This is a genomic window from Pseudomonas sp. GP01-A4, assembly GCF_058780865.1.
Genome location: NZ_JBYSWF010000089.1, coordinates 1 through 23884, shown reverse-complemented (window position 1 = coordinate 23884; position 23884 = coordinate 1). Strand labels below are relative to the sequence as shown.

General features: G+C 61.8%; 19 protein-coding genes and 4 tRNA genes. 14 read left to right on the top strand and 9 right to left on the bottom strand.

Annotated elements, in window-relative coordinates; all coding sequences use genetic code 11:
* Nucleotides 1-134 precede the first annotated feature (134 nt).
* The 6 genes from kdpF to AC3WKX_RS31085 all read left to right on the top strand — a co-directional run bounded on the left by kdpF (nucleotide 135) and on the right by AC3WKX_RS31085 (nucleotide 8272).
* A complete protein-coding gene (kdpF, locus tag AC3WKX_RS31110) occupies nucleotides 135-233 on the top strand; it encodes a K(+)-transporting ATPase subunit F (RefSeq protein ID WP_003219423.1) in 99 nt (32 codons plus the stop codon).
* A gap of 108 nt (nucleotides 234-341) precedes the next feature.
* On the top strand, nucleotides 342-2048 hold the full coding sequence (gene kdpA / locus AC3WKX_RS31105) for a potassium-transporting ATPase subunit KdpA (RefSeq protein ID WP_102606162.1): 1707 nt from the start codon (nucleotides 342-344) through the stop codon (nucleotides 2046-2048).
* A gap of 10 nt (nucleotides 2049-2058) precedes the next feature.
* Nucleotides 2059-2718 (top strand): K(+)-transporting ATPase subunit C, encoded by a 660-nt coding sequence (gene kdpC, locus AC3WKX_RS31100; RefSeq protein WP_102606161.1) that lies wholly within the window; start codon nucleotides 2059-2061, stop codon nucleotides 2716-2718.
* Nucleotides 2719-2729: 11 nt separating this feature from the next.
* A complete protein-coding gene (gene kdpB, locus AC3WKX_RS31095) occupies nucleotides 2730-4802 on the top strand; it encodes a potassium-transporting ATPase subunit KdpB (RefSeq protein ID WP_087695258.1) in 2073 nt (690 codons plus the stop codon).
* A gap of 129 nt (nucleotides 4803-4931) precedes the next feature.
* Nucleotides 4932-7583, top strand: coding sequence for a DUF4118 domain-containing protein (locus tag AC3WKX_RS31090; RefSeq protein WP_102606160.1), 2652 nt, complete (start codon nucleotides 4932-4934; stop codon nucleotides 7581-7583).
* On the top strand, nucleotides 7580-8272 hold the full coding sequence (locus AC3WKX_RS31085) for a response regulator (protein WP_003219430.1): 693 nt from the start codon (nucleotides 7580-7582) through the stop codon (nucleotides 8270-8272). Before AC3WKX_RS31090 ends, AC3WKX_RS31085 begins: the two co-directional genes overlap by 4 nt.
* Here the strand turns inward: AC3WKX_RS31085 and AC3WKX_RS31080 are convergent.
* Nucleotides 8232-9155, bottom strand: a complete 924-nt coding sequence (locus tag AC3WKX_RS31080; protein WP_102606159.1) for a LysR family transcriptional regulator — start codon at nucleotides 9153-9155, stop codon at nucleotides 8232-8234. The two genes, AC3WKX_RS31085 and AC3WKX_RS31080, sit on opposite strands and share 41 nt — an antisense overlap.
* Before the next feature lie 105 nt (nucleotides 9156-9260).
* Here AC3WKX_RS31080 and AC3WKX_RS31075 point away from each other — a divergent pair, with 105 nt between their 5' ends.
* Complete coding sequence (locus tag AC3WKX_RS31075) at nucleotides 9261-10775, top strand: MFS transporter (RefSeq protein WP_102606158.1); 1515 nt, start codon at nucleotides 9261-9263, stop codon at nucleotides 10773-10775.
* A gap of 78 nt (nucleotides 10776-10853) precedes the next feature.
* Here the strand turns inward: AC3WKX_RS31075 and AC3WKX_RS31070 are convergent.
* Nucleotides 10854-10930, bottom strand: a tRNA-Asp gene (locus AC3WKX_RS31070).
* Nucleotides 10931-10949: 19 nt separating this feature from the next.
* Nucleotides 10950-11025, bottom strand: a tRNA-Val gene (locus AC3WKX_RS31065).
* 201 nt (nucleotides 11026-11226) lie between these two features.
* Between AC3WKX_RS31065 and AC3WKX_RS31060 the strand changes: the two genes are divergently transcribed.
* The 3 genes from AC3WKX_RS31060 to AC3WKX_RS31050 all read left to right on the top strand — a co-directional run bounded on the left by AC3WKX_RS31060 (nucleotide 11227) and on the right by AC3WKX_RS31050 (nucleotide 15234).
* Complete coding sequence (locus AC3WKX_RS31060) at nucleotides 11227-11745, top strand: sigma-70 family RNA polymerase sigma factor (protein ID WP_087695262.1); 519 nt, start codon at nucleotides 11227-11229, stop codon at nucleotides 11743-11745.
* Nucleotides 11746-11752: 7 nt separating this feature from the next.
* Entirely contained in the window at nucleotides 11753-12733 is a 981-nt protein-coding gene (locus AC3WKX_RS31055) for a FecR family protein (RefSeq protein WP_102606157.1), read from the top strand.
* A 77-nt stretch (nucleotides 12734-12810) separates the two neighbouring features.
* Nucleotides 12811-15234 carry a TonB-dependent siderophore receptor gene (locus AC3WKX_RS31050; RefSeq protein WP_102606156.1) on the top strand — a complete coding sequence of 808 codons (2424 nt, stop codon included), beginning with the start codon at nucleotides 12811-12813 and terminating at the stop codon, nucleotides 15232-15234.
* Nucleotides 15235-15381: 147 nt separating this feature from the next.
* Here the strand turns inward: AC3WKX_RS31050 and AC3WKX_RS31045 are convergent.
* Nucleotides 15382-15458 (bottom strand) — tRNA-Asp (locus tag AC3WKX_RS31045).
* A gap of 19 nt (nucleotides 15459-15477) precedes the next feature.
* Nucleotides 15478-15553 (bottom strand) — tRNA-Val (locus AC3WKX_RS31040).
* A gap of 161 nt (nucleotides 15554-15714) precedes the next feature.
* On the opposite strand from AC3WKX_RS31040, the gene rdgC reads away from it, so the two are divergent.
* The 3 genes from rdgC to sugE all read left to right on the top strand — a co-directional run bounded on the left by rdgC (nucleotide 15715) and on the right by sugE (nucleotide 18176).
* Nucleotides 15715-16635 (top strand): recombination-associated protein RdgC, encoded by a 921-nt coding sequence (rdgC, locus tag AC3WKX_RS31035; RefSeq protein WP_008430455.1) that lies wholly within the window; start codon nucleotides 15715-15717, stop codon nucleotides 16633-16635.
* A 155-nt stretch (nucleotides 16636-16790) separates the two neighbouring features.
* Complete coding sequence (locus tag AC3WKX_RS31030; protein ID WP_003212369.1) at nucleotides 16791-17756, top strand: bile acid:sodium symporter family protein; 966 nt, start codon at nucleotides 16791-16793, stop codon at nucleotides 17754-17756.
* A gap of 105 nt (nucleotides 17757-17861) precedes the next feature.
* Complete coding sequence (gene sugE / locus AC3WKX_RS31025) at nucleotides 17862-18176, top strand: quaternary ammonium compound efflux SMR transporter SugE (protein ID WP_003190128.1); 315 nt, start codon at nucleotides 17862-17864, stop codon at nucleotides 18174-18176.
* A 102-nt stretch (nucleotides 18177-18278) separates the two neighbouring features.
* Here the strand turns inward: sugE and AC3WKX_RS31020 are convergent, their stop codons facing one another.
* The 4 genes from AC3WKX_RS31020 to AC3WKX_RS31005 all read right to left on the bottom strand — a co-directional run bounded on the left by AC3WKX_RS31020 (nucleotide 18279) and on the right by AC3WKX_RS31005 (nucleotide 23030).
* Nucleotides 18279-20153 (bottom strand): MFS transporter, encoded by a 1875-nt coding sequence (locus AC3WKX_RS31020; RefSeq protein ID WP_003212372.1) that lies wholly within the window; start codon nucleotides 20151-20153, stop codon nucleotides 18279-18281.
* Nucleotides 20154-20222: 69 nt separating this feature from the next.
* Nucleotides 20223-21377, bottom strand: a complete 1155-nt coding sequence (locus tag AC3WKX_RS31015; protein WP_008430443.1) for a TDT family transporter — start codon at nucleotides 21375-21377, stop codon at nucleotides 20223-20225.
* 106 nt (nucleotides 21378-21483) lie between these two features.
* A complete protein-coding gene (locus AC3WKX_RS31010) occupies nucleotides 21484-21795 on the bottom strand; it encodes a cupin domain-containing protein (RefSeq protein ID WP_102606155.1) in 312 nt (103 codons plus the stop codon).
* Nucleotides 21796-21836: 41 nt separating this feature from the next.
* On the bottom strand, nucleotides 21837-23030 hold the full coding sequence (locus AC3WKX_RS31005) for an MFS transporter (protein ID WP_003212382.1): 1194 nt from the start codon (nucleotides 23028-23030) through the stop codon (nucleotides 21837-21839).
* Nucleotides 23031-23121: 91 nt separating this feature from the next.
* Here AC3WKX_RS31005 and AC3WKX_RS31000 point away from each other — a divergent pair, with 91 nt between their 5' ends.
* Nucleotides 23122-23667 carry a TetR/AcrR family transcriptional regulator gene (locus AC3WKX_RS31000; RefSeq protein WP_087695266.1) on the top strand — a complete coding sequence of 182 codons (546 nt, stop codon included), beginning with the start codon at nucleotides 23122-23124 and terminating at the stop codon, nucleotides 23665-23667.
* Nucleotides 23668-23884: the final 217 nt, after the last annotated feature.

Here is a 23884-nt window from a genome sequence, read left to right as displayed (position 1 = left end):
TCCGTTCGCCCACCCCACCCTCCTCTATACACCGTCTTAATGCCCAAACCCGCAATCAGTGCCCGAACTTGATACCCAACCTCTTAACCTCCCCGCGTCCGCAATCGCGGCTTATTAATCAGGGGAGTTCCACCGTGCTCACACTCAAGTTCATCTATATCGCCAGCGGCCTATGCGCCGTCGGGCTGTTCGCTTATCTGGGCTACGCCCTCATTCGCGCCGAAAAGTTCTAGGGAGCCCCACCATGTACGACATGATTTTTGTAGGCCTCTCCCTGGTGTTTTTCGCCGCGACAACCATGGCCATTGTCGCCATGGGCAAGATTTGAACGGAGCCTCGACATGCTAAGCACTTTGCTGGAATTTGCGCTGGTCCTGGGGTTGATGACCGGGCTCGCCGTGCTGATGGGCAAGTGGCTGACCCGGGTGTTTACCGGAACCCGCCACGCCCTGCCGGAACGTTATACCTATCGCCTGCTGGGCATCGACCCGCTGGAAACCATGAGCTGGGCCCGCTACGGCTCGGCCCTGTTGCTGTCGAACGCCGCGATGATGGTGCTCGGCTATCTCATCCTGCGGTTACAGGCCGTCATGCCGATCAACCCACTCGGGCTGGCCGCACAAACCCCGGACCTGGCGTTCAATACCGCCGCTTCCTTTATCACCAACACCAACTGGCAGGCGTACTCGGGCGAAACCAGCCTGTCGAACTTCAGCCAGATGGCAGTAATCACCTTCCTGATGTTCGTCGGCGCCACCTCGGGCGTGGTCGCCGCAGCCGGTTTTATCCGTGGACTGAGTCGCTCAAGCTCGGCGGATATCGGCAACTTCTGGGTCGACTTCACCCGCACCCTGTACCGCGTGATGCTGCCGCTGTGCGTGGGCATGGCCCTGGTGTATGTGTGGCAAGGCATGCCGCAGACCTTTTCCTCCCAAGCCCTGGCCACCACCCTGGAAGGCGCGCAGCAACAACTGATTGTCGGCGCCGTGGCGAGCTTTGAATCGATCAAGCATATCGGCACCAACGGCGGCGGCTTCTTCAGCATGAACGCCGCGCACCCGTTCGAAAACCCGACGCCGCTGACCAACGCCCTGCACATCCTCAGCATGTTGCTGATCCCGTCGGCGCTGACCTACACCTTCGGCAGCATGCTGCTGCAACGCCGTCAGGGCTGGGTGTTTTTCGGCACCTTCCTGGTGATGTTCTTAGGCTTTCTCGCGCTGGTGTACGGCGCCGAGCAAAACGGCAACCCGCTGCTGACCCAGGCCGGTGCCAACCAGACGCTGTCCATCGAGCAAAGCGGCGGCAATATGGAAGGCAAGGAGCTGCGTTTCGGCATCGCCGACAGCAGCCTGTTTATCGCCACCACCACCGCGGCCACCACCGGTTCGGTCAACGCGATGCATGACTCATTGACCCCCATGGGCGGCTTCGTGCCCCTGGCGCAGATGATGCTCAACTGCGTGTTCGGCGGCGACGGCGTGGGCTTTATCAACCTGATCCAGTACGCGCTGCTGACGGTGTTCCTGGTGGGCATGATGATCGGCCGCAGCCCGGAATTCCTCGGCAAGAAGATCGAGGCTCGGGAGATAAAACTGGTGATGCTCTCGGTGCTCACGCACCCCATCAGCATCCTCGGTTTCACCGCCCTCGCCGCCCTGTGGCCCGACACCATGGCCAGCCTGAATAACCTCGGCCCCCACGGTTTCAGCGAGGTGCTCTACGCCTACACCTCGGGCACCGCCAACAACGGTTCGGCGTTCGCCGGGCTGAACGCCAATACGCCGTTCTTCAACACCACCATTGGCCTGGCGATGCTGGTCGGGCGCTTCTTCACCATGCTGCCGATGCTCGCCGTGGCCGGTTCCCTGGCGATGAAAAAGACCGTGCCTGCCGGCGCCGGCACCATCCCCACCGCAACCCCGCTGTTCATGGTGCTGGTGGTGTTTGTGGTGCTGGTGGTGGGCGGCCTGACTTTCCTGCCGGCGCTCGCGCTCGGTCCGCTGGTGGAGCAACTGCAGTTGCTGTCCGGCCAGACGTACAACTAAGGACACGTTGATGACGACTCAATCGATATTCAAGGGGCTGTTGCGCCCGGTGCTGGTTTCGGCAGTGTTTTTCATGGCGCTGACCGGCCTCGCCTACCCGGTCTTCACCACCTTTGCCGCGCAGTTGCTGTTCCCGTTCCAGGCCCAGGGCTCGCTGATTGAACGCGACGGTTTGGTGATCGGCTCGGCGTTGATCGGCCAGGACTTCACCAGGCCCGGCTACTTCCACGGCCGCCCGAGCATGACCCTCGGTACCGACCCGCAAGACCCGAGCAAAAGTGTCTCCCAGCCGTACAACGCCGGTTCCAGCGGCGCCAGCAACCTGGGCCCTACCAGCCAGAAACTGGTGGACCAGGTCGCGGCCCGGGTTAAAGCCTACCGCCAGGACAACGGCCTCGCCGCCGAGGCCCAGGTGCCGGTGGATGCGGTCACCGCTTCCGCCTCCGGCCTGGACCCGCATATCTCCGTGGCCAACGCACGCATCCAGCTGGCCCGGGTCGCCCGCCTGCGACAGATCCCCGAAGCCGAACTGCTGCAACTGGTGAACGAAAACACCGCGGAACGCACCCTGGGTTTGCTCGGCGAACCACGGGTCAATGTGCTGCAACTCAACCTCGCGCTGGACGCCCGCCTGCCTCTGCGCCAGCCCCCCATTGCGGCCAGTGAGTAAGAGATTCCCCCATGATCAAGAATGCTCGTTTACCTCTGTTTGATCGCGCCATCGTGCTCACCGCCTGCGGGGATGCGTTCAAGAAACTGCTGCCCCAGGCGCAGTGGAAAAACCCGGTGATGTTTGTGGTGTATCTGGGCAGCCTCCTCACCACGCTGCTGTGGTTCCAGTCCTTGGGTGGCCAGGGTGAAGCGCCCAGCGGCTTTATCCTCAGCATCTGTTTGTGGCTGTGGTTTACCGTGCTGTTCGCCAACTTTGCCGAGGCCCTGGCCGAAGGCCGCAGCCGTGCCCAGGCCGCCAGCCTGCGCGGGATGAAGCGCCAGACCCTGGCCAAGTTGCTGCAACAACCCAAACACGGCGCCCCATGGCTGCCGACCGAAGCCACGCTGTTGCGCAAAGACCAGGTGGTGTTGATCGAAGCCGGCGACCTGGTGCCGCTGGACGGCGTGGTGATCGAAGGCGTGGCCTCGGTGGATGAAAGCGCAATCACCGGCGAATCGGCACCGGTGATTCGCGAGGCCGGCGGCGACTTTTCCTCGGTCACCGGCGGCACGCGGGTGCTGTCGGACTGGCTGGTGGTGCGCATCAGCGTCAACCCGGGCGAGTCGTTCCTCGACCGCATGATCTCGATGGTCGAATCCGCCAAGCGTCAGAAAACGCCCAACGAAGTCGCCCTGACAATTTTGCTGGTGGGCCTGACCCTGTTGTTCCTGCTGGTGATCGCGACGCTGAGCCCGTACTCGATCTTTGCCGTGGCCATGAGTGGCAGTGGCAACGTGATCAGCGCCACCGTGCTGGTGGCGTTGCTGGTGTGCCTGATTCCCACCACCATCGGCGGCCTGCTCTCGGCCATCGGCGTGGCGGGCATGAGCCGCATGATGTCGGCGAATGTGATCGCCACTTCCGGCCGCGCCGTTGAGGCGGCGGGTGACATCGACGTGTTGCTGTTGGACAAGACCGGCACCATCACGTTGGGCAATCGCCAGGCCAGCAGTTTCCTGCCGGCACCGGGGGTCAAGGAAGCTGAACTGGCCGACGCGGCGCAACTGGCGTCCCTGGCCGACGAAACCCCGGAAGGCCGCAGCATCGTGGTGCTGGCCAAGCAGAAGTTCGACATCCGCGCGCGGGACATCAACGCCCTCGGCGCAAGCTTTGTGCACTTCACCGCGCAGACTCGCATGAGCGGCGTCGACCTGCCCGAAGGCCGCGGTATTCGCAAGGGTGCAGCGGATGCGATCCGCAGTCATATCGAAGCGCTCGGTGGGAGCTTTCCGGCTGCATTGCAGGCCAAGGTCGACGAAGTATCCCGACGCGGCAGCACTCCGCTGGTGGTCTCGGACGGTGCCAAAGCACTCGGCGTGGTGGAGCTCAAGGACGTGGTCAAGGGCGGCATCAAAGAGCGCTTCGCAGAACTGCGGCGCATGGGCATCAAGACGGTGATGATCACCGGCGACAACCGCCTGACCGCCGCCGCGATTGCGGTGGAAGCCGGCGTGGATGACTTCCTCGCCGAGGCGCGCCCGGAAGACAAGCTGCAACTGATCCGCGACTACCAGGCCCAGGGCAAGCTCGTGGCCATGACCGGCGACGGCACCAACGACGCCCCGGCGCTGGCCCAGGCCGACGTGGCGGTGGCGATGAACAGCGGCACCCAGGCAGCGAAAGAGGCCGGCAACATGGTCGACCTCGACAGCAACCCGACCAAGCTGATCGAAGTGGTCGAGGTGGGCAAGCAGATGCTGATGACCCGTGGCGCACTGACCACCTTCAGCGTGGCGAATGACGTGGCGAAATATTTCGCGATCATCCCGGCGGCGTTTGTCGCGACCTATCCGCAACTCGGTGCGTTGAACGTGATGCACCTGAGCAGTCCCAACTCGGCGATCCTCAGTGCGGTGATTTTCAACGCGTTGATCATCGTGGCGCTGATTCCGTTGGCCCTGCGCGGCGTGACGTACCGGGCGATTGGCGCGGCGGCATTGCTCAATCGCAACCTGCTGATCTATGGCCTGGGCGGGGTGCTGGTGCCGTTTGCCGGGATCAAGCTGATTGATCTGGTGCTGACCGGGCTGGGTCTCGTGTAGCACCGCAAACCCAATGTGGGAGCGGGCTTGCTCGCGAATACGGAGTGTCAGCCAACTCGACTGTCACTGACACACCGCTTTCGCGAGCAAGCCCGCTCCCACAATTGAACCGCATTGACCAGGAATGACATGCCCGCATTAAACGAAGAACGCCCCGACCCCGACGCCCTTCTCGCCCGAGTCCAGCAGGAAGAACAGGCCGCCTTGCGCGGCAAACTGCGTATCTACTTCGGCTCCAACGCCGGGGTGGGCAAGACCTGCGCCATGCTTGACGCGGCGCAACGGGAAGTCAGCCTGGGGCGCGACGTACTCGCCGGCGTGGTGGAAACCCACGGCCGCCAGGAAACCGCCAACCTGCTCAACGGCCTCGAACAACTGCCCCGCGCCCACCGCCTGCATCACGATTTCACCCTCACCGAATTCGACCTCGACGCCGCCCTGCAACGCCATCCCGCCGTGCTGCTGGTGGATGAACTGGCCCACAGCAACGTGCCCGGCTCGCGCCACCCGAAACGCTGGCAAGACGTGGAAGAACTGCTCAGCGCCGGCATCGACGTGTGGACCACCCTCAACGTCCAGCACCTGGAAAGCCTTAACGATCTGGTGAGTGGGATCATCGGCATTCGCGTGCGGGAAACCGTACCGGACCACGTGTTCGACAATGCCCACGAAGTGGTCGTCGTGGACCTGCCGCCGGATGATCTGCTGCAACGCTTGAAGGACGGCAAGGTGTACCTGGGCCCTCAGGCCGAACGTGCGTCGCGGCACTTTTTCCGCAAGGGCAACCTGCTCGCCCTGCGGGAACTGGCCCTGCGCCGCACGGCCGACCGGGTCGACACGCAGATGCGCGTGTACCGTCGCGAACAGTCGATCAAGACCCTGTGGCCCGCCCGCGAGCGATTGCTGGTAGGCGTGGCCGGTGACGCCGGTGATGAACGCCTGGTGCGAGAAGCCGCGCGCCTGGCGCAAAAGCTCGAGGCGGACTGGATCGTGGTGCACGTCGCCGCAGCCCAGGGCCGCGGCGCCAAGCGTTATCTCACGGCGATGAAAACCCTGGCGCTGGCCAGCGAATTCGGCGCCGACACCGCGACATTGCCGGGCATGGACGTCGCCGAAGCACTGGCCGCCTGTGCCCGGGAACACAACGCCAATCGCCTGGTGCTCGGCCATCACCCACGCCGGGCATGGCGGTTCTGGCATCAGTCGGTGAGCGACCGGATCAGCCGGCACCATCCGCAGATCGACCAGATCGTGATCGCCCATGGCATGTTGCCAGGCACTGTTCCTGCCATTGAAAAACCTACACCAGCGCCCGGCAGAACCCTGGCCTACCTCTGGTCCACACTCGCCTGTTTCACCGCCAGCGCCATCGCCGCGCTGCTGCTGCAGGTGTTCGACCTGGCCAACGTGGTGATGCTGTTCCTGCTCACGGTGGTGCTGGTGGCCCTGCGGTTTGGACGCGGCCCCGGCGTGTGGGCAGCGATGCTCGCGGTGCTGTGTTTCGACTTCTTTTTCGTCCAGCCGCGCTACTCGTTTACCGTCAACGACACCCAGTATTTCTTCACCTTCGCGTTGATGCTCGGCATCGCCCTGATCACCGGGCAGCTCACCGCACGCCTGCGCCACGAAGCGCGCACCGCCGCTGCCCGGGAACGCCGCGCTACTTCCCTGGCGCGTCTGGCCCGGGACCTGTCGGCCGCGTTGACCGTGGAGCAGATCAGCGAAGTGGCGCTGCGCACTTTCAGCGGCGTGTTCGAGGCGCGGGTCGGCCTGGCCTTGCCGGACGCCGCGGACGGCGTGCACAGCGTGGGCGCGGGCGGGCTGCCGATCGACGACAGCATCGCCCAATGGACCTACGACCACGGCCAGTCCGCCGGCCAGGGCACCGACACCTTGTCCGCCGCCAAGGGCTGCTACCTGCCGCTCAAGGCGCCGATGCGCGTGCGCGGTGTGCTGGTGCTGGAACTGGCGCAAAGCGAACGCCTCAACGAGCCCGAAGAGCGCCGCCTGCTGGAAGCCTGCATGAGCCAATTGGCGATTGCCCTGGAGCGCGTGCACTTCGTCGAAGTGGCGCAAAGCACGATGGTGCAGATGGAAGGCGAGAAAATGCGCAACACCTTGCTCGCGGCGATTTCCCACGACCTGCGCACCCCCTTGACCACCCTGATCGGCGCCGCCGACACCGCCCTGCCCCATGCGCCGCCGGGGCCGCTGACCGCGTTGCTGCACGGTATTCATGAGCAGGCGACTTCGATGCAACGCTTGATCGAAAACCTGCTGGACATGGCCCGCATGCAGGAGCGCGGTGTGCGACTCAACCGGCAATGGCATTTGCTGGAAGAGATCGTCGGCAGCGCCCTGCGCCAGTTGCGTGAACCACTGGCCCGGCATGTGGTGAACACGACGCTGGACCCTCAATTACCGCTGGTGGAAGTCGACGCGCTGCTGATCGAACGGGTGCTGGTCAACCTGCTGGACAACGCCGCCAAATACACCCCGCCTGGCACGGTCATCACCGTTACCGCCCGTTCCGTTTCCGACAGCATCCTGCTGGAAGTCAGCGACACCGGCCCGGGCAGCGCGCCGGCCAATCTGTTCGAACCGTTTGCCCGTGGCCAGCAGGAATCCTCGGTCGCCGGAATCGGCCTGGGCCTGGCCCTGGCCAAGCGCATCGTCGAAGCCCACGGCGGGCGCATCGAAGCCAGACCCGGCAGCGAGCGCGGCATGCATTTCGTCATCACTTTACCGGCGGGTACTCCGCCCCCAATGGACGCCCTATGAGCACTGCACGCATTCTGATTGTTGAAGACGAGGCCAACATCCGCCGTTTTGTCGGCATCGCCCTGCAGGATGAGGGCTTCCAGGTGTTCGAGGCCGACAGCGTCAAACGCGCGTTGATCCACGCTTCCAGCCGTCAGCCGGACCTGGTGATCGTCGACCTCGGCCTGCCGGACGGCGACGGCAAACAGCTGATCAGCGAGCTGCGGGGATGGCTGGCGGTGCCGATCCTGGTGTTGTCGGCACGGGATCGCGAAGAGGAAAAAGTCGCCGCCCTGGACGCCGGCGCCGATGACTACCTGACCAAACCCTTCGGCGTACCCGAGTTGCTCGCGCGCATCCGTGCGCAACTGCGCCGTCATGGGCAGACCGGCACCGTGGCGGCCACCAGCAAGGTGGCGTTTGGCGATATCGAGGTGGACCTGGCGACCCATGAAGTATGGCGCCAAGGCCTGCCGGTGCACCTGACGCCCATCGAATACCGCCTGCTGTGCGCGATGATTCGCGGGCAGAGCCGGGTGCTCACCCATCGGCAATTATTGCTCGAGGTGTGGGGCCTGGATTACGTGGACCGCGCCCACTACCTGCGGGTGCACATGGCGCACCTGCGGCAGAAGCTGGAGGCGGACCCGGCCCAGCCGCAGTACTTCATCACCGAGTTGCAGGTGGGCTACCGGTTGGTAGGCTTGTGAACAGGTGCGCGGCGGCGAAGTCGACAAACACGCGGATCTTCGGCGAGAGATGCCGGCTGGATGGCCACAGGGCCCAGAACTGCCCCTGGTCATCGGAATGGCCGTCGAGCACGGTTTCCAGCTGGCCCTGGGCGAGGGCTTCGCGGGCCAGGAAGTCTGGCACGTAGGCAATCCCATGGCCGTCCATCGCGGCCCGGAGAATGGCCTCCATGTTGTTCAGGGTCAGCGCAGTGGGCAGGCGCAATTGGGTGATGGCCGGGTTGGCGGACAAGGTCCAGTCCATGATTTTGCCGGTGGTGGCGAAGCGGTAACGCAAGCACGGGTGATGCTCCAAATCGCTCAGGGACTCTGGCCGACCGTTGGCCCGCAGGTACTCGGGTGACGCGCACAGCACAAACCTGAACGGTCCCAGTTTGCGGGCCATCAGGGTCGAGTCCGCCAGACCGCCGCTGCGGATGACCACGTCGAAGCCCTCCTCGATCACGTCCACCAGATGATCGTTGAAATCCAGCTCCAGCTCGATCTCGGGGTAGGCTTTGCGGAACGCCATCATGTGCGGAAAGAGAAAGCGATAACCGATGGTGGGCAGGCTGACCCGCAGTTTGCCCCGGGGTGCCTGCATCGCATGGGAAAGCATGGCGCGGGCGTCTTGCAGGTCGTCGAGAATTTTCCGACTGCGCTCGTAGAACAATTGGCCTTCGGCGGTGAGGCTGACCTTGCGCGTACTGCGGTGCAACAGCCGCACATTCAGTGACGCCTCAAGCTTGGCGACATTCTTGCCCACCGCCGAAGCGGAAATCCCCATCGCCCGGGCCGCGCCGGTGAAGCTCAGGGCTTCCGCGGTTTTCACGAAGGCGATCACGCCGCTCAAGTTATCGGTCACGTCATTGCATCCATTCAGTCCGTTATGAACGGAATGTAAGCCCGTTTATCCGTGATTGCATCCTGATTAGAGTCTTTTAATCTTCAAACTCGCGGGAATGCCCCTATGAACACGACAACCGAATCTGCGCCCGCCCATGGCCGATATTCCATCCTGGCGGCCATTTGCCTGGCCGCCCTGGTATTGCCCATGAGCTTTACCGGCGGCGCCGTCGCCACGCCCTTTATCGGCCAGGCATTTGCCGCCCAGCCCAGCCAGCTGGCGTGGATCACCAACGCATTCATGCTGAGTTTCGGCAGCCTGTTAATGGCCGCCGGCACCCTAGCCGACCTGTATGGGAGAAAGCGTCTTTTCTTGTGGGGCATGGCGCTGTTTACCGTGGTCTCCTTGCTGCTGGCAGTGGCACCGGGGATTTTCTGGCTGGATGTGTTGCGTGGCGTGCAGGGCGTCGCGGCGGCTACGGCATTGGCCAGTGGCTGTGCGGCGCTGGCCCAGGAGTTTGACGGCCATGCCCGCACCCGCGCCTTCAGCTTGCTGGGCACCACATTCGGTGCAGGCCTGGCGTTTGGGCCATTGCTGTCGGGGGTGCTGATCGAGCACTGGGGCTGGCGCTCGATTTTTCTCGGCACTGCATTATTGGCCGGTATTTCGCTGCTGTTTGCCGCGCCCAAAATGCGTGAAAGCCGCGACCCGCAAGCGCTGCGGCTGGACACCGCTGGTGTACTGACGTTTTCCGCGATGCTGGTGGCCCTGACCACGGCGGTGATCCTCGCGCCGGAGCACGGCTGGACGTCGCCGCTGGTTGATGCCCTGCTGATCGCGGCGGCGGTGTTTTTGCTGGTGTTTATCCTCGTCGAAAACCGCTCCAGCCAACCGATGCTGGAGCTGCGGCTGTTTCGCTTCCCGCGTTTTATTGGCGTGCAGCTCCTGCCGATCGGTACCTGTTACTGCTACATCGTGCTGATCGTGTTGCTGCCCCTGCGGTTTATCGGTGTGGAAGGCGCCAGCGCGCTGGACGCGGGTTTGATGATGCTCGCGTTATCGGCACCGATGCTGGTGGTGCCGATGATCGCCGCATCGCTGACCCGCTGGCTCTCAGCAGGACTGTTGTGTGCCATTGGCTTGCTGATCGCGGCGGTGGGCCTGTGGGGATTAAGCCTGGCCAACCAGCCTGCGCAGACCATCGCCGCAATGCTGGTCATCGGGATCGGCACCGGGCTGCCGTGGGGTTTGATGGATGGCTTGGCGATCAGCGTGGTGCCCAAGGAGCGCGCGGGAATGGCGGCGGGGATTTTCAACACCACCCGCGTGGCCAGTGAAGGCGTGGCGCTGGCGATTACGATGGCGGTATTGGGCGCATTGGTGGCACATCACCTGAAGGGTCTCGCAGGGGCCGACGTGTCAGTGATTGCCCAAGGCCTGGTCATGGGCAACGTGCAACTGGCCTCGGCCGCCCTTCCGCGGGAAGCACTGCGCAGCGCCTACATCGCGGGGTTCAACACCTTGCTGCAACTGCTCGCGGGATTCACCGTGCTGACGGCGTTGGTGGTCCTGGCCTTCATGGGGCGAAACAGCATTGCACCCGTGCAAACCGAACCGGGCATTCAGTCGTTGAGCTGAATCCAAGGCACAAAAAAGCCCGCTCAATGAGCGGGCTTCCTGTGGTACCTGGCGTTCAGCGTTCCAGGTGACCGAATATGGCGCAGCGGACGGGACTCGAACCCGCGACCCCCGGCGTGACAGGCCGGTATTCTAACCGACTGAACTACCGCTGCGCGTAACACATAAAGCGAATGGTGGGTGATGACGGGATCGAACCGCCGACATTCTGCTTGTAAGGCAGACGCTCTCCCAGCTGAGCTAATCACCCTTCACTTTCGGTGTGGGGCGCATTCTATAGCATTTTTCCGTAATGTCATGATTTAAATGCAATTTATTTAAAATATTTTGTCTTCGACCCCGCGCACCCCGCAAAACCGGCGCTTTGGGTGCAAACGCGAGTCTATTGCGTTTGCCCAAGCCTTGGCCCCACAATTAACAATTATTCTCAATAACACCTGGGCCGGGCCTTATGTCTGTGGGTGAACCGCCGTTCCAACGGGAGATTACCGAGCTGTACAGCGAGCATCACGGCTGGCTGTTCACTTGGTTGCGCCGAAAACTGGGCTGTACCCATAACGCCGCCGACGTGGCGCAGGACACCTTCGCGCGGATTCTGCACGCCCGCGAGTCGGTGACCGCCATCCGCGAACCCCGCGCCTATTTAAGTACCACCGCCAGGCGGCTGATCATCGACCAGGCACGGCGCAAGCAGATTGAGCACGCCTACCTTCAGGAATTGATGCTGACGGTGGAAACCCTGGAAGGTTTCCAGTCGCCCGAACAGATCCACACCACCCTGGAAGCCCTCGAGCACATTGCCTTCATGCTGGAAGGCATGCACGACAATGTGCGTCAGGCGTTTGTGCTGTATTACCTCGAAGACCTGACCCAGCAGCAAATCGCCCGCCACCTGAAATTGTCGGAGCGTACGGTACGCAAGTATTTGATCCAGGCCCTGCTGCATTGCAGCCACAGCGTGGATATCTGAACCGCACATGCCCGCCTCCCGCCAACAGATCGATGAACAAGCCGCCGAATGGATGATTCGCCTGCACGAAGGTGAATTGACCGAGGCCCAGCGCCAGGCGTTCGAGCGCTGGAAGCAGCAAGGCCCGCAACACGCCGCATCAGCAGCGCGCATGGAAGATGTGATTGCGCGGATGCAGGCCCTGCGCGGGCAAAAGGCACCGGCCCGGGCGGCCTTGAGTGCGGCCTTTCCCCGGCATGGGAAGGCGCGCAAAAACTACGTCCGCGCGTTGGTACTGGCCTGCAGCCTGGGCCTTCCCGCCATGGCGCTGCTCTACAGTCCTTATCCACAACAATGGATGGCCGATGTGCACAACGGTCCCGGCGAATGGAAAACCCTGCGGCTGGCGGACGGCTCGACGCTGACCCTGAACGGCATCAGTGCGGCGAATCTGCATTTCGACAGCCGGCAGCGCCGCATCGAATTGCTGCAAGGCGAGATCCTGGTGGAAGTGGCCCACGATGGCGAACGGCCATTTGTGGTGCAGACCGCCCAAGGCACCCTGCGCGCCCTGGGTACGCGATTTGTGGTCAGGCGCGAGGATGACGTTACGGTGCTGAGCATGCTCGAATCCCGCGTGGCGGCAAAAAGCGCGAACGGGCAGCAGACACTGGAAGTTGATGCGGGCTCGCAGGCGCGACTCAGCAAAGATGCCGTGCGGCTCTCGGGCAGCATCGATACGGCGAGCATCAATGGGGCCTGGCGCCGCCATCAACTGGTGGTGGATAACCGACCGTTGCCGGAAGTGCTGGATGAGATCGCCCGTCACCGTTCGGGCCGCTTGCAGTTTGATCGCGCCGCACTGGCCAGTCTCAAGGTCTCGGCCGTACTTCCCCTGGATGACACCGACCGCACCTTGCAGATGCTGGCTCAAACCCTGCCGATCACGCTGAAAACCTTTACGCCGTGGCTGATGATCGTCAGCCCGGATACCGAGAGCAAAAAATAATTATCCAAATTGTTTCCGCTTTGTTTAAAGCTACCCGTCAAGGAAGGTATATCGATAACTAAAGGACTGCCATCGTCATGCCGCTCCCTTCCAAACCCCGCAGACGCCTGCTGAGCAGCGCGCCGCTGACCCTCACACTGCTCGCGACGACGCTGCTCAATACCCATCTGGCCCAGGCCGATACGGTAAACGTCGCGGCCCAAGCCTACGACATACCTGCAGGGCCGCTGGGCGCCACACTTAACCAGTTCGCCCAGCAAGCGGGCGTGGCTATCGTGTTCCAGTCCCAGAACCTGCAGGGGCTGAATGGGCCGGGGCTGAAAGGCACTTATAGCGTGGACGCAGGGTTCGGCAGGCTGTTACAGGGCAGCGGCTACCGCGTGATCAAAGGTGATCAGGTGTACGCGCTCGAAGCTGACCCTGCGGCCACCGACGCCATGGAACTAGGCCCGACCCAGGTCAGCTCCAACCAGTTGGGCAACGTTACTGAAGGGACTGATTCCTACACTCCAGGCAGCATCGCGACTGCGACGCGGCTGGTGCTGACCCCCAAGGAAACCCCGCAATCGGTGACCGTCGTCACCCGCAAACACATGGATGATTTCGGCCTGAACAACGTCGACGACGTGATGCGCCACACCCCGGGCATCACCGTGTCGGCCTTCGACACCGACCGCACCAACTACTACGCCCGCGGTTTCTCCATCAATAACTTCCAGTACGACGGCATTCCTTCCACCGCGCGCAACGTCGCCTATTCGGCGGGCAATACCCTGAGCGACATGGCGATCTATGATCGGGTCGAAGTGCTTAAAGGCGCCACCGGCCTGCTCACGGGTGCCGGCTCATTGGGTGCCACGATCAACCTGGTGCGCAAGAAACCCACGGCTGACTTCCAGGGCCATGCCAGCCTCGGCGCGGGCTCCTGGGACAACTACCGCAGCGAACTGGACGTCAGCGGCCCGATGACCGAAAGCGGCAACGTCCGTGGCCGGGCCGTCGCGGCGTATCAGGACAAGCGCTCGTTCATGGACCGTTACTCGCGCAAAAGCCCGGTGTACTACGGCATCATGGAATTCGACCTGTCCCCCGACACGATGCTGACCGTGGGCGGCGACTATCAGGACAGCCTGCCCACCGCCTCGAGCTGGTCCGGCAGTTTTCCGCTGATCAACGCCAATGGCGATCGCAATAGCGTAAAGCGCTCGTTCAACAACGCGGCCAACTGGAGCAGTTGGGAGCAATACACCCGTACCGCCTTCGCCATGCTTGAACATGACCTCGGCAACGGCTGGGTGACCAAACTGCAACTGGACCACAAGATCAACGGCTACCATGCACTGATGGCTTCGATTCAGGGTGACGAGCCCCGTGCAGACGGCACCGCACATGTCACTTCGCAAAAATACACCGGGGAAACCGTCAGCGACTCCGCCGACCTGTACGCAAGCGGCCCCTTCAGCCTGGGCGGCCGTGAGCATGAACTGGTGGTGGGCGGCTCCATCGGCATTTCGGACTGGAACGGCAAGGGCTACTGGAACCTCGCCCCCAACCTCGTCGACTTCAATAACTGGCACGGCCACGCCCCCCAACCTTACTGGGGCGCGCCGCAGCAATACATCGACGACACCATTCGCCAGACCGGCGCCTACATGACCACACGCCTGAACCTGGCCGATGACCTGAAGCTGCTGCTCGGTGGCCGCGTGGTCAATTACCACCTGACCGGCAATAACCCGTCCTACCGCGAGACCGGACGCTTCGTACCGTATGTCGGCGTGGTGTATGACCTGGATGAAACCTACTCGGTCTACGCCAGCTACACCGATATCTTCATGCCCCAGGAGAACTACAACCGCGACCGGCAAAACCAGTTGCTTGAGCCGGACGAAGGCCAAAACTACGAGCTGGGCATGAAGGCTGATTTCTTCGACGGACGCCTGAACGCCAGCGCAGCGTACTTCGAGGTCCATGAAAACAACCGCGCCGTTTCCGACGACGACTACAACAACCTGAAACCTACACCGCAGAACTATGCCTACAAAGGCACCAAGGCCGTCACCAAGGGCTACGAGCTTGAAGTGTCCGGCGAGTTGAGCCCGGGCTGGCAGATTCAGGCCGGCTACACCCACAAGGTGGTGCGTGACGACCAGGACCAGAAGATTTCCACGTTCGAGCCCGAAGACCAGGTCAAGCTGTACACCACTTATAAGCTCAAAGGCGACCTGGACAAGCTGACCGTCGGCGGTGGCGTGCGCTGGCAAAGCGTGGGCTGGCAGGACATCTACAACACCCCCCATGGCGGTTATGAAGAGTTCTCCCAGGAGGCGTACTGGCTGGTGGACTTGATGACCCGTTACCAGATCACCAAGAACGTGTCGGCGACGCTGAACGTCAACAACATCTTCGACAAGTCCTACTACACCAACATCGGCTTCTATAACTCCGCCGCTTATGGTGAGCCGCGCAACTTTATGGTCACCACCCGCTGGGATTTCTGAACCCAATCAAAAACGCCCCCGATCACGGTACATGATCGGGGGCGTTTTTCTGACTGATGGTTTTAGCAAACCCCAGACAGCAAAAAGCCCGCTCAATGAGCGGGCTTCCTGTGGTACCTGGCGTTCAGCGTTCCAGGTGACCGAATATGGCGCAGCGGACGGGACTCGAACCCGCGACCCCCGGCGTGACAGGCCGGTATTCTAACCGACTGAACTACCGCTGCGCGTAACACATAAAGCGAATGGTGGGTGATGACGGGATCGAACCGCCGACATTCTGCTTGTAAGGCAGACGCTCTCCCAGCTGAGCTAATCACCCTTCACTTTCGGTGTGGCGCGCATTCTACGGAGCGACCCATAGTCTGGCAAGCACTTTCTTAAATAATTTTTTTCAGGCCTTCCAATGGCTTAGCGAGGGTTGGCCTATGACGCCATGAGGAGAATAATGCCCCCCTTTGTATATAAGGAGAGACTCACCCCATGTGGTTCAAAAACCTGCTTATCTATCGCCTGACCCAAGATCTGCCTGTTGATGCCGAGGCGTTGGAAACTGCACTGGCCACCAAACTGGCGCGCCCTTGTGCAAGCCAGGAGTTGACCACTTACGGTTTCGTCGCCCCTTTCGGTAAAGGCGAAGACGCGCCCCTGGTACACGTCAGCGGTGATTTCCTGCTGATCGCTGCGCGCAAGGAAGAACGTATCCTGCCGGGTAGCGTGGTGCGTGATGCGGTGAAGGAAAAGGTCGAAGAGATCGAAGCCGAGCAAATGCGCAAGGTCTACAAAAAGGAACGCGACCAGATCAAGGATGAAATCATCCAGGCCTTCCTGCCGCGCGCGTTCATCCGTCGCTCGTCGACCTTCGCCGCCATCGCGCCGAAACAAGGCCTGATCCTGGTGAACTCCGCCAGCCCGAAACGTGCCGAAGACCTGCTGTCCACCCTGCGTGAAGTGATCGGCACCCTGCCAGTACGTCCGCTGACCGTGAAAACCGCGCCAACCGCCATCATGACCGACTGGGTCACCACCCAGAAACCGGCCGATGACTTCTTCGTCCTCGACGAATGCGAACTGCGCGACACCCACGAAGACGGCGGCATCGTGCGCTGCAAACGCCAGGACCTGACCGGCGAAGAGATCCAGCTGCACCTGACCACCGGCAAAGTCGTGACCCAATTGTCCCTGGCCTGGCAGGACAAGCTGTCCTTCATGCTGGACGACAAAATGACCGTCAAGCGCCTGAAGTTCGAAGACCTGCTGCAGGATCAGGCGGAACAGGACGGCGGCGACGAAGCACTGGGCCAGCAGGACGCCAGCTTTACCCTGATGATGCTGACGTTTGGCGACTTCCTGCCGGCGTTGGTTGAGGCACTGGGTGGCGAAGAAACCCCACAAGGTATCTAAAGCCTTGTGAAGATCAAAATGTGGGAGCGGGCTTGCTCGCGAATGCGTCCTTTCAGTTGATATCTTCCTGGCTGACACACCGCATTCGCGAGCAAGCCCGCTCCCACATTTGATCGCATGCGCACTTCCAAAATCGAATAACAAGGACCAACCCCATGCGTGCACTCGCCGCCTTGAGCCGTTTCGTCGGCAATACCTTCGCCTACTGGGTGCTGATTTTTGCCGTGGTTGCGTTCCTGCAACCCGCCTGGTTTCTCGGCCTCAAAGGCGCCATCGTGCCGCTGTTGGGCCTGGTAATGTTCGGCATGGGGCTGACCCTCAAACTTGAAGATTTCGCTGAAGTCGCGCGCCATCCGTGGCGCGTGGCATTGGGTGTGGTCGCGCATTTCGTGATCATGCCCGGCGTGGCCTGGCTGCTGTGCCAGGTCTTTCACCTGCCACCGGAAATTGCCGTCGGTGTGATCCTCGTCGGCTGCTGCCCGAGCGGCACGTCGTCCAACGTCATGACCTGGCTGGCCCGAGGCGACCTGGCCCTGTCGGTGGCCATTGCAGCCGTCACCACCCTCCTCGCTCCGCTGCTGACGCCCGCGCTGATCTGGCTGCTGGCCTCGGCCTGGTTGCCGGTGTCGTTCATGGAGTTGTTCTGGTCGATCCTGCAAGTGGTACTGCTGCCGATCGTGTTGGGCGTGGTGGCGCAGCGCTTGCTGGGCGCCCGGGTACGGCATGCGGTCGAGGTGTTGCCGCTGGTGTCGGTGGTCAGCATCGTGGCGATTGTCGCCGCCGTGGTGGCGGCCAGCCAGGCGAAGATTGCCGAGTCGGGCCTGCTGATCATGGCGGTGGTGATCCTGCATAACACCTTTGGCTTCCTGCTGGGCTATTTCACCGGCCGTGTGTTCGGGCTGCCGCTGGCACAACGCAAATCCCTGTCGCTGGAAGTGGGCATGCAGAACTCCGGCTTGGGCGCCGCACTGGCAAGTGCGCATTTCTCGCCGCTGGCGGCGGTGCCGAGTGCGCTGTTCAGCGTCTGGCACAATATTTCCGGGGCACTCCTGGCTACGTACTTCCGGCGGATGAGCGAAAAGGAAGACCGCGAATTGTTGGCGGGCAAGTCCGAAACTTGATCACCTGATCAATATTCGGCAATCTACCGGGCTTCGCGGGGACGACCCTGCGACGCAATCAAGCGCTTAATCCGGGGACGACCCCACCTAAGAAGGGAGGTCATCATGTCCTGGATCATTCTGTTTTTTGCCGGACTGTTTGAAGTCGGCTGGGCCGTCGGACTGAAATACACCGACGGTTTCAGCAAGCCACTGCCCACGGCCCTGACGATTGCCGCCATGGCCGTCAGCCTCGGGTTGCTGGGGTTGGCCATGAAGGAACTGCCGCTGGGTACCGCCTATGCCATCTGGACCGGTGTCGGTGCAGTGGGCACGGTGATTGCCGGGATTATCCTGTTCGGGGAGTCCATGGCGCTGTTTCGACTGGCCAGTGTGGCGTTGATTATCTGCGGGCTTATTGGGCTCAAGATCAGCGCTTAGGCCACTACCGCCTTCGCGAGCAAGCCCGCTCCCACATTTGGAATGCATTCCAAGTGTGGGAGCGGGCTTGCTCGCGAAGAGGCCCTCAAATACACCAAAAAACTACCTGACACTCCCGCGCAATTCCCCCACCACCCCATGCAACGCCTCGGGCGTCGCCGCCTCCACCGTTACCGGCGCGCCGGCCACCAGGGTCACTCGCGACCAGATCCGGTGGAAGAAGCCCTTGTTCGGATCGCGACTGAAAAAACTCCCCCACAACCCCTGCAACGCCATCGGAATCACCGGCACCGGCGTCTCTCCAAGAATCCGCGTCACGCCGCTTCGGAACTCGTTCATCTCGCCATCGGAGGTCAATTTTCCTTCCGGGAAGATGCACACCAGCTCGCCGTCCTTAAGGTAGTGGGCAATCCGCTGGAAGGCCTTTTCGTAGATCTGGATGTCCTCATGCCGCCCGGCAATCGGAATCGCCCCGGCAGTGCGGAAGATAAAGTTCAAAACCGGCAGGTTGTAGATCTTGTAGTACATGACAAAACGAATCGGCCGACGCACCGAACCGGCAATCAACAGCGCATCGACAAACGACACGTGATTGCACACCAGCAACGCCGCGCCCTCGTCTGGGATCAGCTCGAGGTTCTTGTGCTCGACGCGGTACATGGAATGGCTGAGCAGCCAGATCATGAAACGCATGGTGAACTCGGGCACGATCTTGAAGATGTAGGTGTTGACCGCGATGTTCAGCAGCGACACCACCAGGAACAGCTCGGGAATCGACAGCTTGGCCACGCTCAGCAGCAGGATCGAGACGATCGCCGAGACCACCATGAACAGCGCATTGAGAATGTTGTTGGCCGCGATCACCCGCGCCCGCTCGTTCTCGGCGGTACGCGACTGAATCAACGCGTACAGCGGCACGATATAGAAGCCGCCGAATACGCCAAGGCCGAGGATATCGAACAACACCCACCACGCCTGGCCGTAACTCAGCACGGCGATCCAGTCGTTGGCCTGGACGTTCTGCGGGAAGCCGCCGGAATGCCACCACAACAGCAGGCCGAACACGGTCAAACCGAACGAGCCGAACGGCACCAGGCCGATCTCGACTTTGCGCCCGGAGAGCTTTTCGCACAGCATCGAACCCAGTGCGATGCCCACCGAGAACACCGTGAGGATCAGCGTTACCACAGTCTCGTCGCCGTACATCCATTCCTTGGCGTAGGCCGGGATTTGCGTCAGGTAGATCGCGCCGACAAACCAGAACCACGAGTTGCCGACAATCGAGCGCGACACCGCCGGTGTCTGCCCCAGGCCGAGCTTCAAGGTGGCCCAGGACTGACTGAAGATATTCCAGTTCAGGCGCATCTCGGGGCTGGACGCCGCCGCGCGCGGAATGCTGCGGCTGGCCAGGTAGCCCAGCACCGCAATGCCGACGATGGCCGTCGAGACCACCGGCGCGTAATGGGTGGACGACATCATGATCCCGGCGCCAATGGTGCCCGCGAGGATCGCGAGGAACGTGCCCATTTCCACCAGGCCATTGCCGCCCACCAGCTCATCTTCGTGCAGGGCCTGGGGCATGATCGAGTACTTCACCGGCCCGAACAGCGCCGAGTGCGTGCCCATGGCAAACAGCGCCAGCAGCATCAGCTCCAGGTGGTTGAACATGAAACCCACCGCGCCCACGGACATGATCACGATTTCGCCGATCTTGATCACCCGGATCAGCGCGTCCTTGTTGAACTTCTCGCCAAATTGCCCGGCCAGGGCCGAGAACAGGAAGAACGGCAGGATAAACAGCAACGCGCAGAGATTGACCCAGATCGAGCGGTCGCCCTCGATGGTCAGCTTGTAGAGAATCGCCAGGATCAACGACTGCTTGAATATATTGTCGTTGAACGCACCAAGGGACTGGGTAATGAAGAACGGCAGGAAACGCCGTTTGCGCAGCAAAGTGAATTGCGAGGGGTGGCTCATCGTCCGTGTTCCTGCGTGGCCTGAAGGCTGTTATTGGTTTTTCCAGGCCACGACTTTACCTAATCCTGCTTACTTATTCGCTAGTCCTGCAATGCACGGCGATACAAAAAGCTCGCCTTTATAGGCGCCCTGCACCGTGCGCTTGGCGACAATCAGCCACATCAGCGCCAGCGCCGCCACCAACACGCAACCAACGATGCTGAAAAAACCCAGGTGCAAGGTGCTCGCCAGTTTCAGCGTGGCCAGCGAGTACACGCCCAACGGGAAGGTGAAGCCCCACCAGCCAAGGTTGAACGGGATACCGGCCCGCAGGTAACGCAGGGTGATCAGCACCGCGATCAGCATCCACCACAAGCCGAAGCCCCACAGGGTGATGCCTGCGACCAGGCCGATGCCGTTGGCCATCTCACCGACGCCGGGCAGACCGTTGGCGGCAAAGATGGCAGGTGCATCACCGCCCAGTACCAGCATGCCCAGGGCACCGGTGCCGATGGGACCTAGAGCCAGCCAGCTCGACGCGGCCATATTGGCGTGTGGCAGTTTATGCAGGGCCATGCGCAGCATCAGGATGGTCAGGATGCTGAACGCCACCGGCAGGGAGAACGCCCACAGCACGTAGCTGGTCACCAGCATCACCAGTTGCGAATGGGCGTCGGCCAGGTGCGGCGCCAGCAGGCCACCGCTGGCGGCGGCGACTTCCGCGGCCACCACCGGCAACAGCCACACGGCAGTCATCTGGTCGATACTGTGTTCCTGGCGGGTGAACATCATGAACGGGATCAGCACCCCGCAGGCCAGGGCCATCGCGACGTCGAGCCACCACAGCACCTCGGCCAGTTGCACCACGCCATCCCCCCAGCGCGGCACGCCGAACAGCAGGAAGCCGTTGATAATGGTCGCCAGGCCCATGGGGATGGTGCCGAAGAACATCGACACCGTGGAGTGCCCGAAAATGCGTCGCGCCTCGTGGAAAAACATCACCCAGCGTGCCGCATACAGCACGCTGAACAGCACAAACAGGCCAATGGTAAACAGCCACAGCCCTTCGGCCACGGCGTGCAGCCCCGCCAGGTTGACCGGCAATTGCGCCAGCGCCAACGCCAGCACTCCGGTGCCCATGGTGGCGGCAAACCAGTTGGGGGTGAACTGGCGAATCACTTCCCGGGGACGGGTCAGGTGACTGAAGGGTTTCAAGCTGCTGTGAAGCGTATTTGGGCAAGTCATGGTGTATTCCTCTTCCTCGCATGAGGTTGAGACCATGGTAGAACCGAATCGAATATCTATATAACGGGTAATATCTCTAACTGTTATCTGTTTCGTAGATATGCGATTAAACGCTGCCTTCGGTTTCAATCACCAGAATCCGTGCGGGGCCCTGTGGATGGGCCACATGCTCGGTGCCGACACTGGCGTAGAAGATGTCGCCTACCTGAAGCAAGGCCATCTGTTCGCTGCCGTTTTCGCGATAGTGCATCTGCACCTGGCCATCAAGCACCACGAACACCTCTTCGCCGTCATTCACGTGCCAGCGATACGGCTGGTCGGTCCAATGCAAACGGGTGGTGATGCCGTTCATATTGGCGATGTCCAGCGCCTCCCAGGCGCGGGTGCCGGTGAATTCTTTGCTGCGGATGATCTTCATGGGTGAATCCCAAGGCGTAAGGGTGACGAATTATTACCGAATCAATTACCCGCCGTCGCCCTGCTCTTCGCCAAATCCTGCATTAGCAACGCCACCAACGCGCCGAGTGCCAATACAATCAGCACCACGCCATAACCGTCGGTGGTGGCGATCAAACCGAAGGTGCGCGTCAAGTTGCCCGCCAACAGCGACGGCACACAGAACGCCAGGTAACTCAGCACATAGAACGCCGACATCAAGCCCGCCCGCTCATGGGGCAAGGCCAACGGCAAGACGCTGCGCAGCGCACCGAGGAATCCCGAGCCAAAACCACCGCCGGCGATCAGCGTGGCAATGAAGAACAGCGGCAGGCTGGCGCTGTGGACGGCCGTGAGGATCAGCGCAACACCCACCGCCAGCAGCACGGCGCCCAACCGCAGGACTTTGTCCGCCGGGCGGTTGCGCAGGCTGAAAATCATCACCGCCCCGCTCAGCGTCAACACCGCCACCAGTCCGCCGCCGATCAGGTTCGAGGTGGACCCGGTCGCCGCCCGCACCAGCGAGGGCGCCAGGGACAGGTAAAAGCCGCCCATGGCCCATACGGCTACGTCTACCGGCAACGAGATCCACAAGGCGCGGCGGGCCTGGGGCGGTACATGCAAGGTGGGCCATAGCGAGGCCAGGGCCCCCGGAATCCGGCTGACTGTCTCCGGCAGGCGCCAGACGTACAATGCCTGCAGGATCATCAACCCGAGCAGGGTCCAGTAAATCAACGTGGTCGGCATCGGCGCGAACTCCACCAGCAGGCTGCAGCCCATGGCCCCGCAGGCCATGCCCAGCAAAGGCGCTACGCTGTTGATCAGCGGGCCTTGCTGGCGGTCGGTGTCGAGCAATGCGGCGCCCAGTACGGCGGTGGCCATGCCGGTGGCAAAGCCTTGTACCGTGCGGGCGGCAATCAGCCAGCCGACGCTGTCGGCATTGATAAACAGCAGCATCGCCAGCATATCGAGGAGCAGCGCGGCAAAAATTACCGGCTTGCGCCCCAGGTGGTCCGACAGTGAACCCACGGTCAGCAATGCAGCCAGCAGGCTCAAGGCGTAAATGCCAAATACCAGGGTCAACATCGCCGCCGAAAAGTGCAGGCCCTCTTGATAGAGGTGGTACAACGGGGTCGGCGCGCTGGAGGCGGCGAGAAACGTCAGCAAGGTGATCGCCAGAAACACCAGGCTGGAACGATGAGAAGTAACGCTGGACATGGGCACGCTCCGCTAAAGCTAATATTTTGCTTTTGCGGAGTGTGCTACCGGATGGCGCTTAAAGCAAATTCTTTGTGTTAAGGTTTTACGCATGGCGATAAAAGAAGGGCTCCGCCCGGGGGGCCGTAGTGCCCGGGTCCAGGAATCAGTGCATTCGGCAGTGCGTGAATTGCTCGAAGAGCAGGACCGTTCCAGCGTGACCGTGCCGCAGATAGCCACGCGCGCCGGAGTGACGCCTTCGACCATCTACCGGCGCTGGGGTGACTTGGCGGCGCTGCTGGCCGATGTTGCGATGGCCCGTCTGCGCCCGGACAGTGAGCCGGCTGATACCGGCAGCCTGCGCGGAGACCTGCGGGCCTGGGGTGAGCAATACCGTGATGAGATGAGCTCGGACCTTGGCCGCGAGATGATGCGTGATGTGCAATGCAGTCAGGCGCCGGGGTATTGCGTGGGGATTCTCACCGGGCAGTTGGAGACGATCCTGGATCGGTACACCGACGACGCCGGAACACTTCCCAGCGTGGATCGGCTGATCAATTTGATCGTTGCGCCAACCGTGTTTCGTAATCTGTTTTCTACCGCGCCGCTTGAGGTTGAAGAACTGCATGAGCTGATTGAGTTGGCTTTGCTGCCGTAAGGTGGTTTGTGGGTTTGGGTTTGGGTGTATATCCGTTATTTGGGTTGTTGCTGATATGGGTTCCGCTCTTACAGCGGCTCACTTTTGAAAAGCGCAAAAGTAAATCTAAAGCGGGCACGGTCAAAAATGTGGGAGCGGGCTTGCTCGCGAAGGTCGTTAACGATGACGCGGGCATTCTGAATGAACGCGGCGCCCTCAGGTTTTTCGCGAGCAAGCC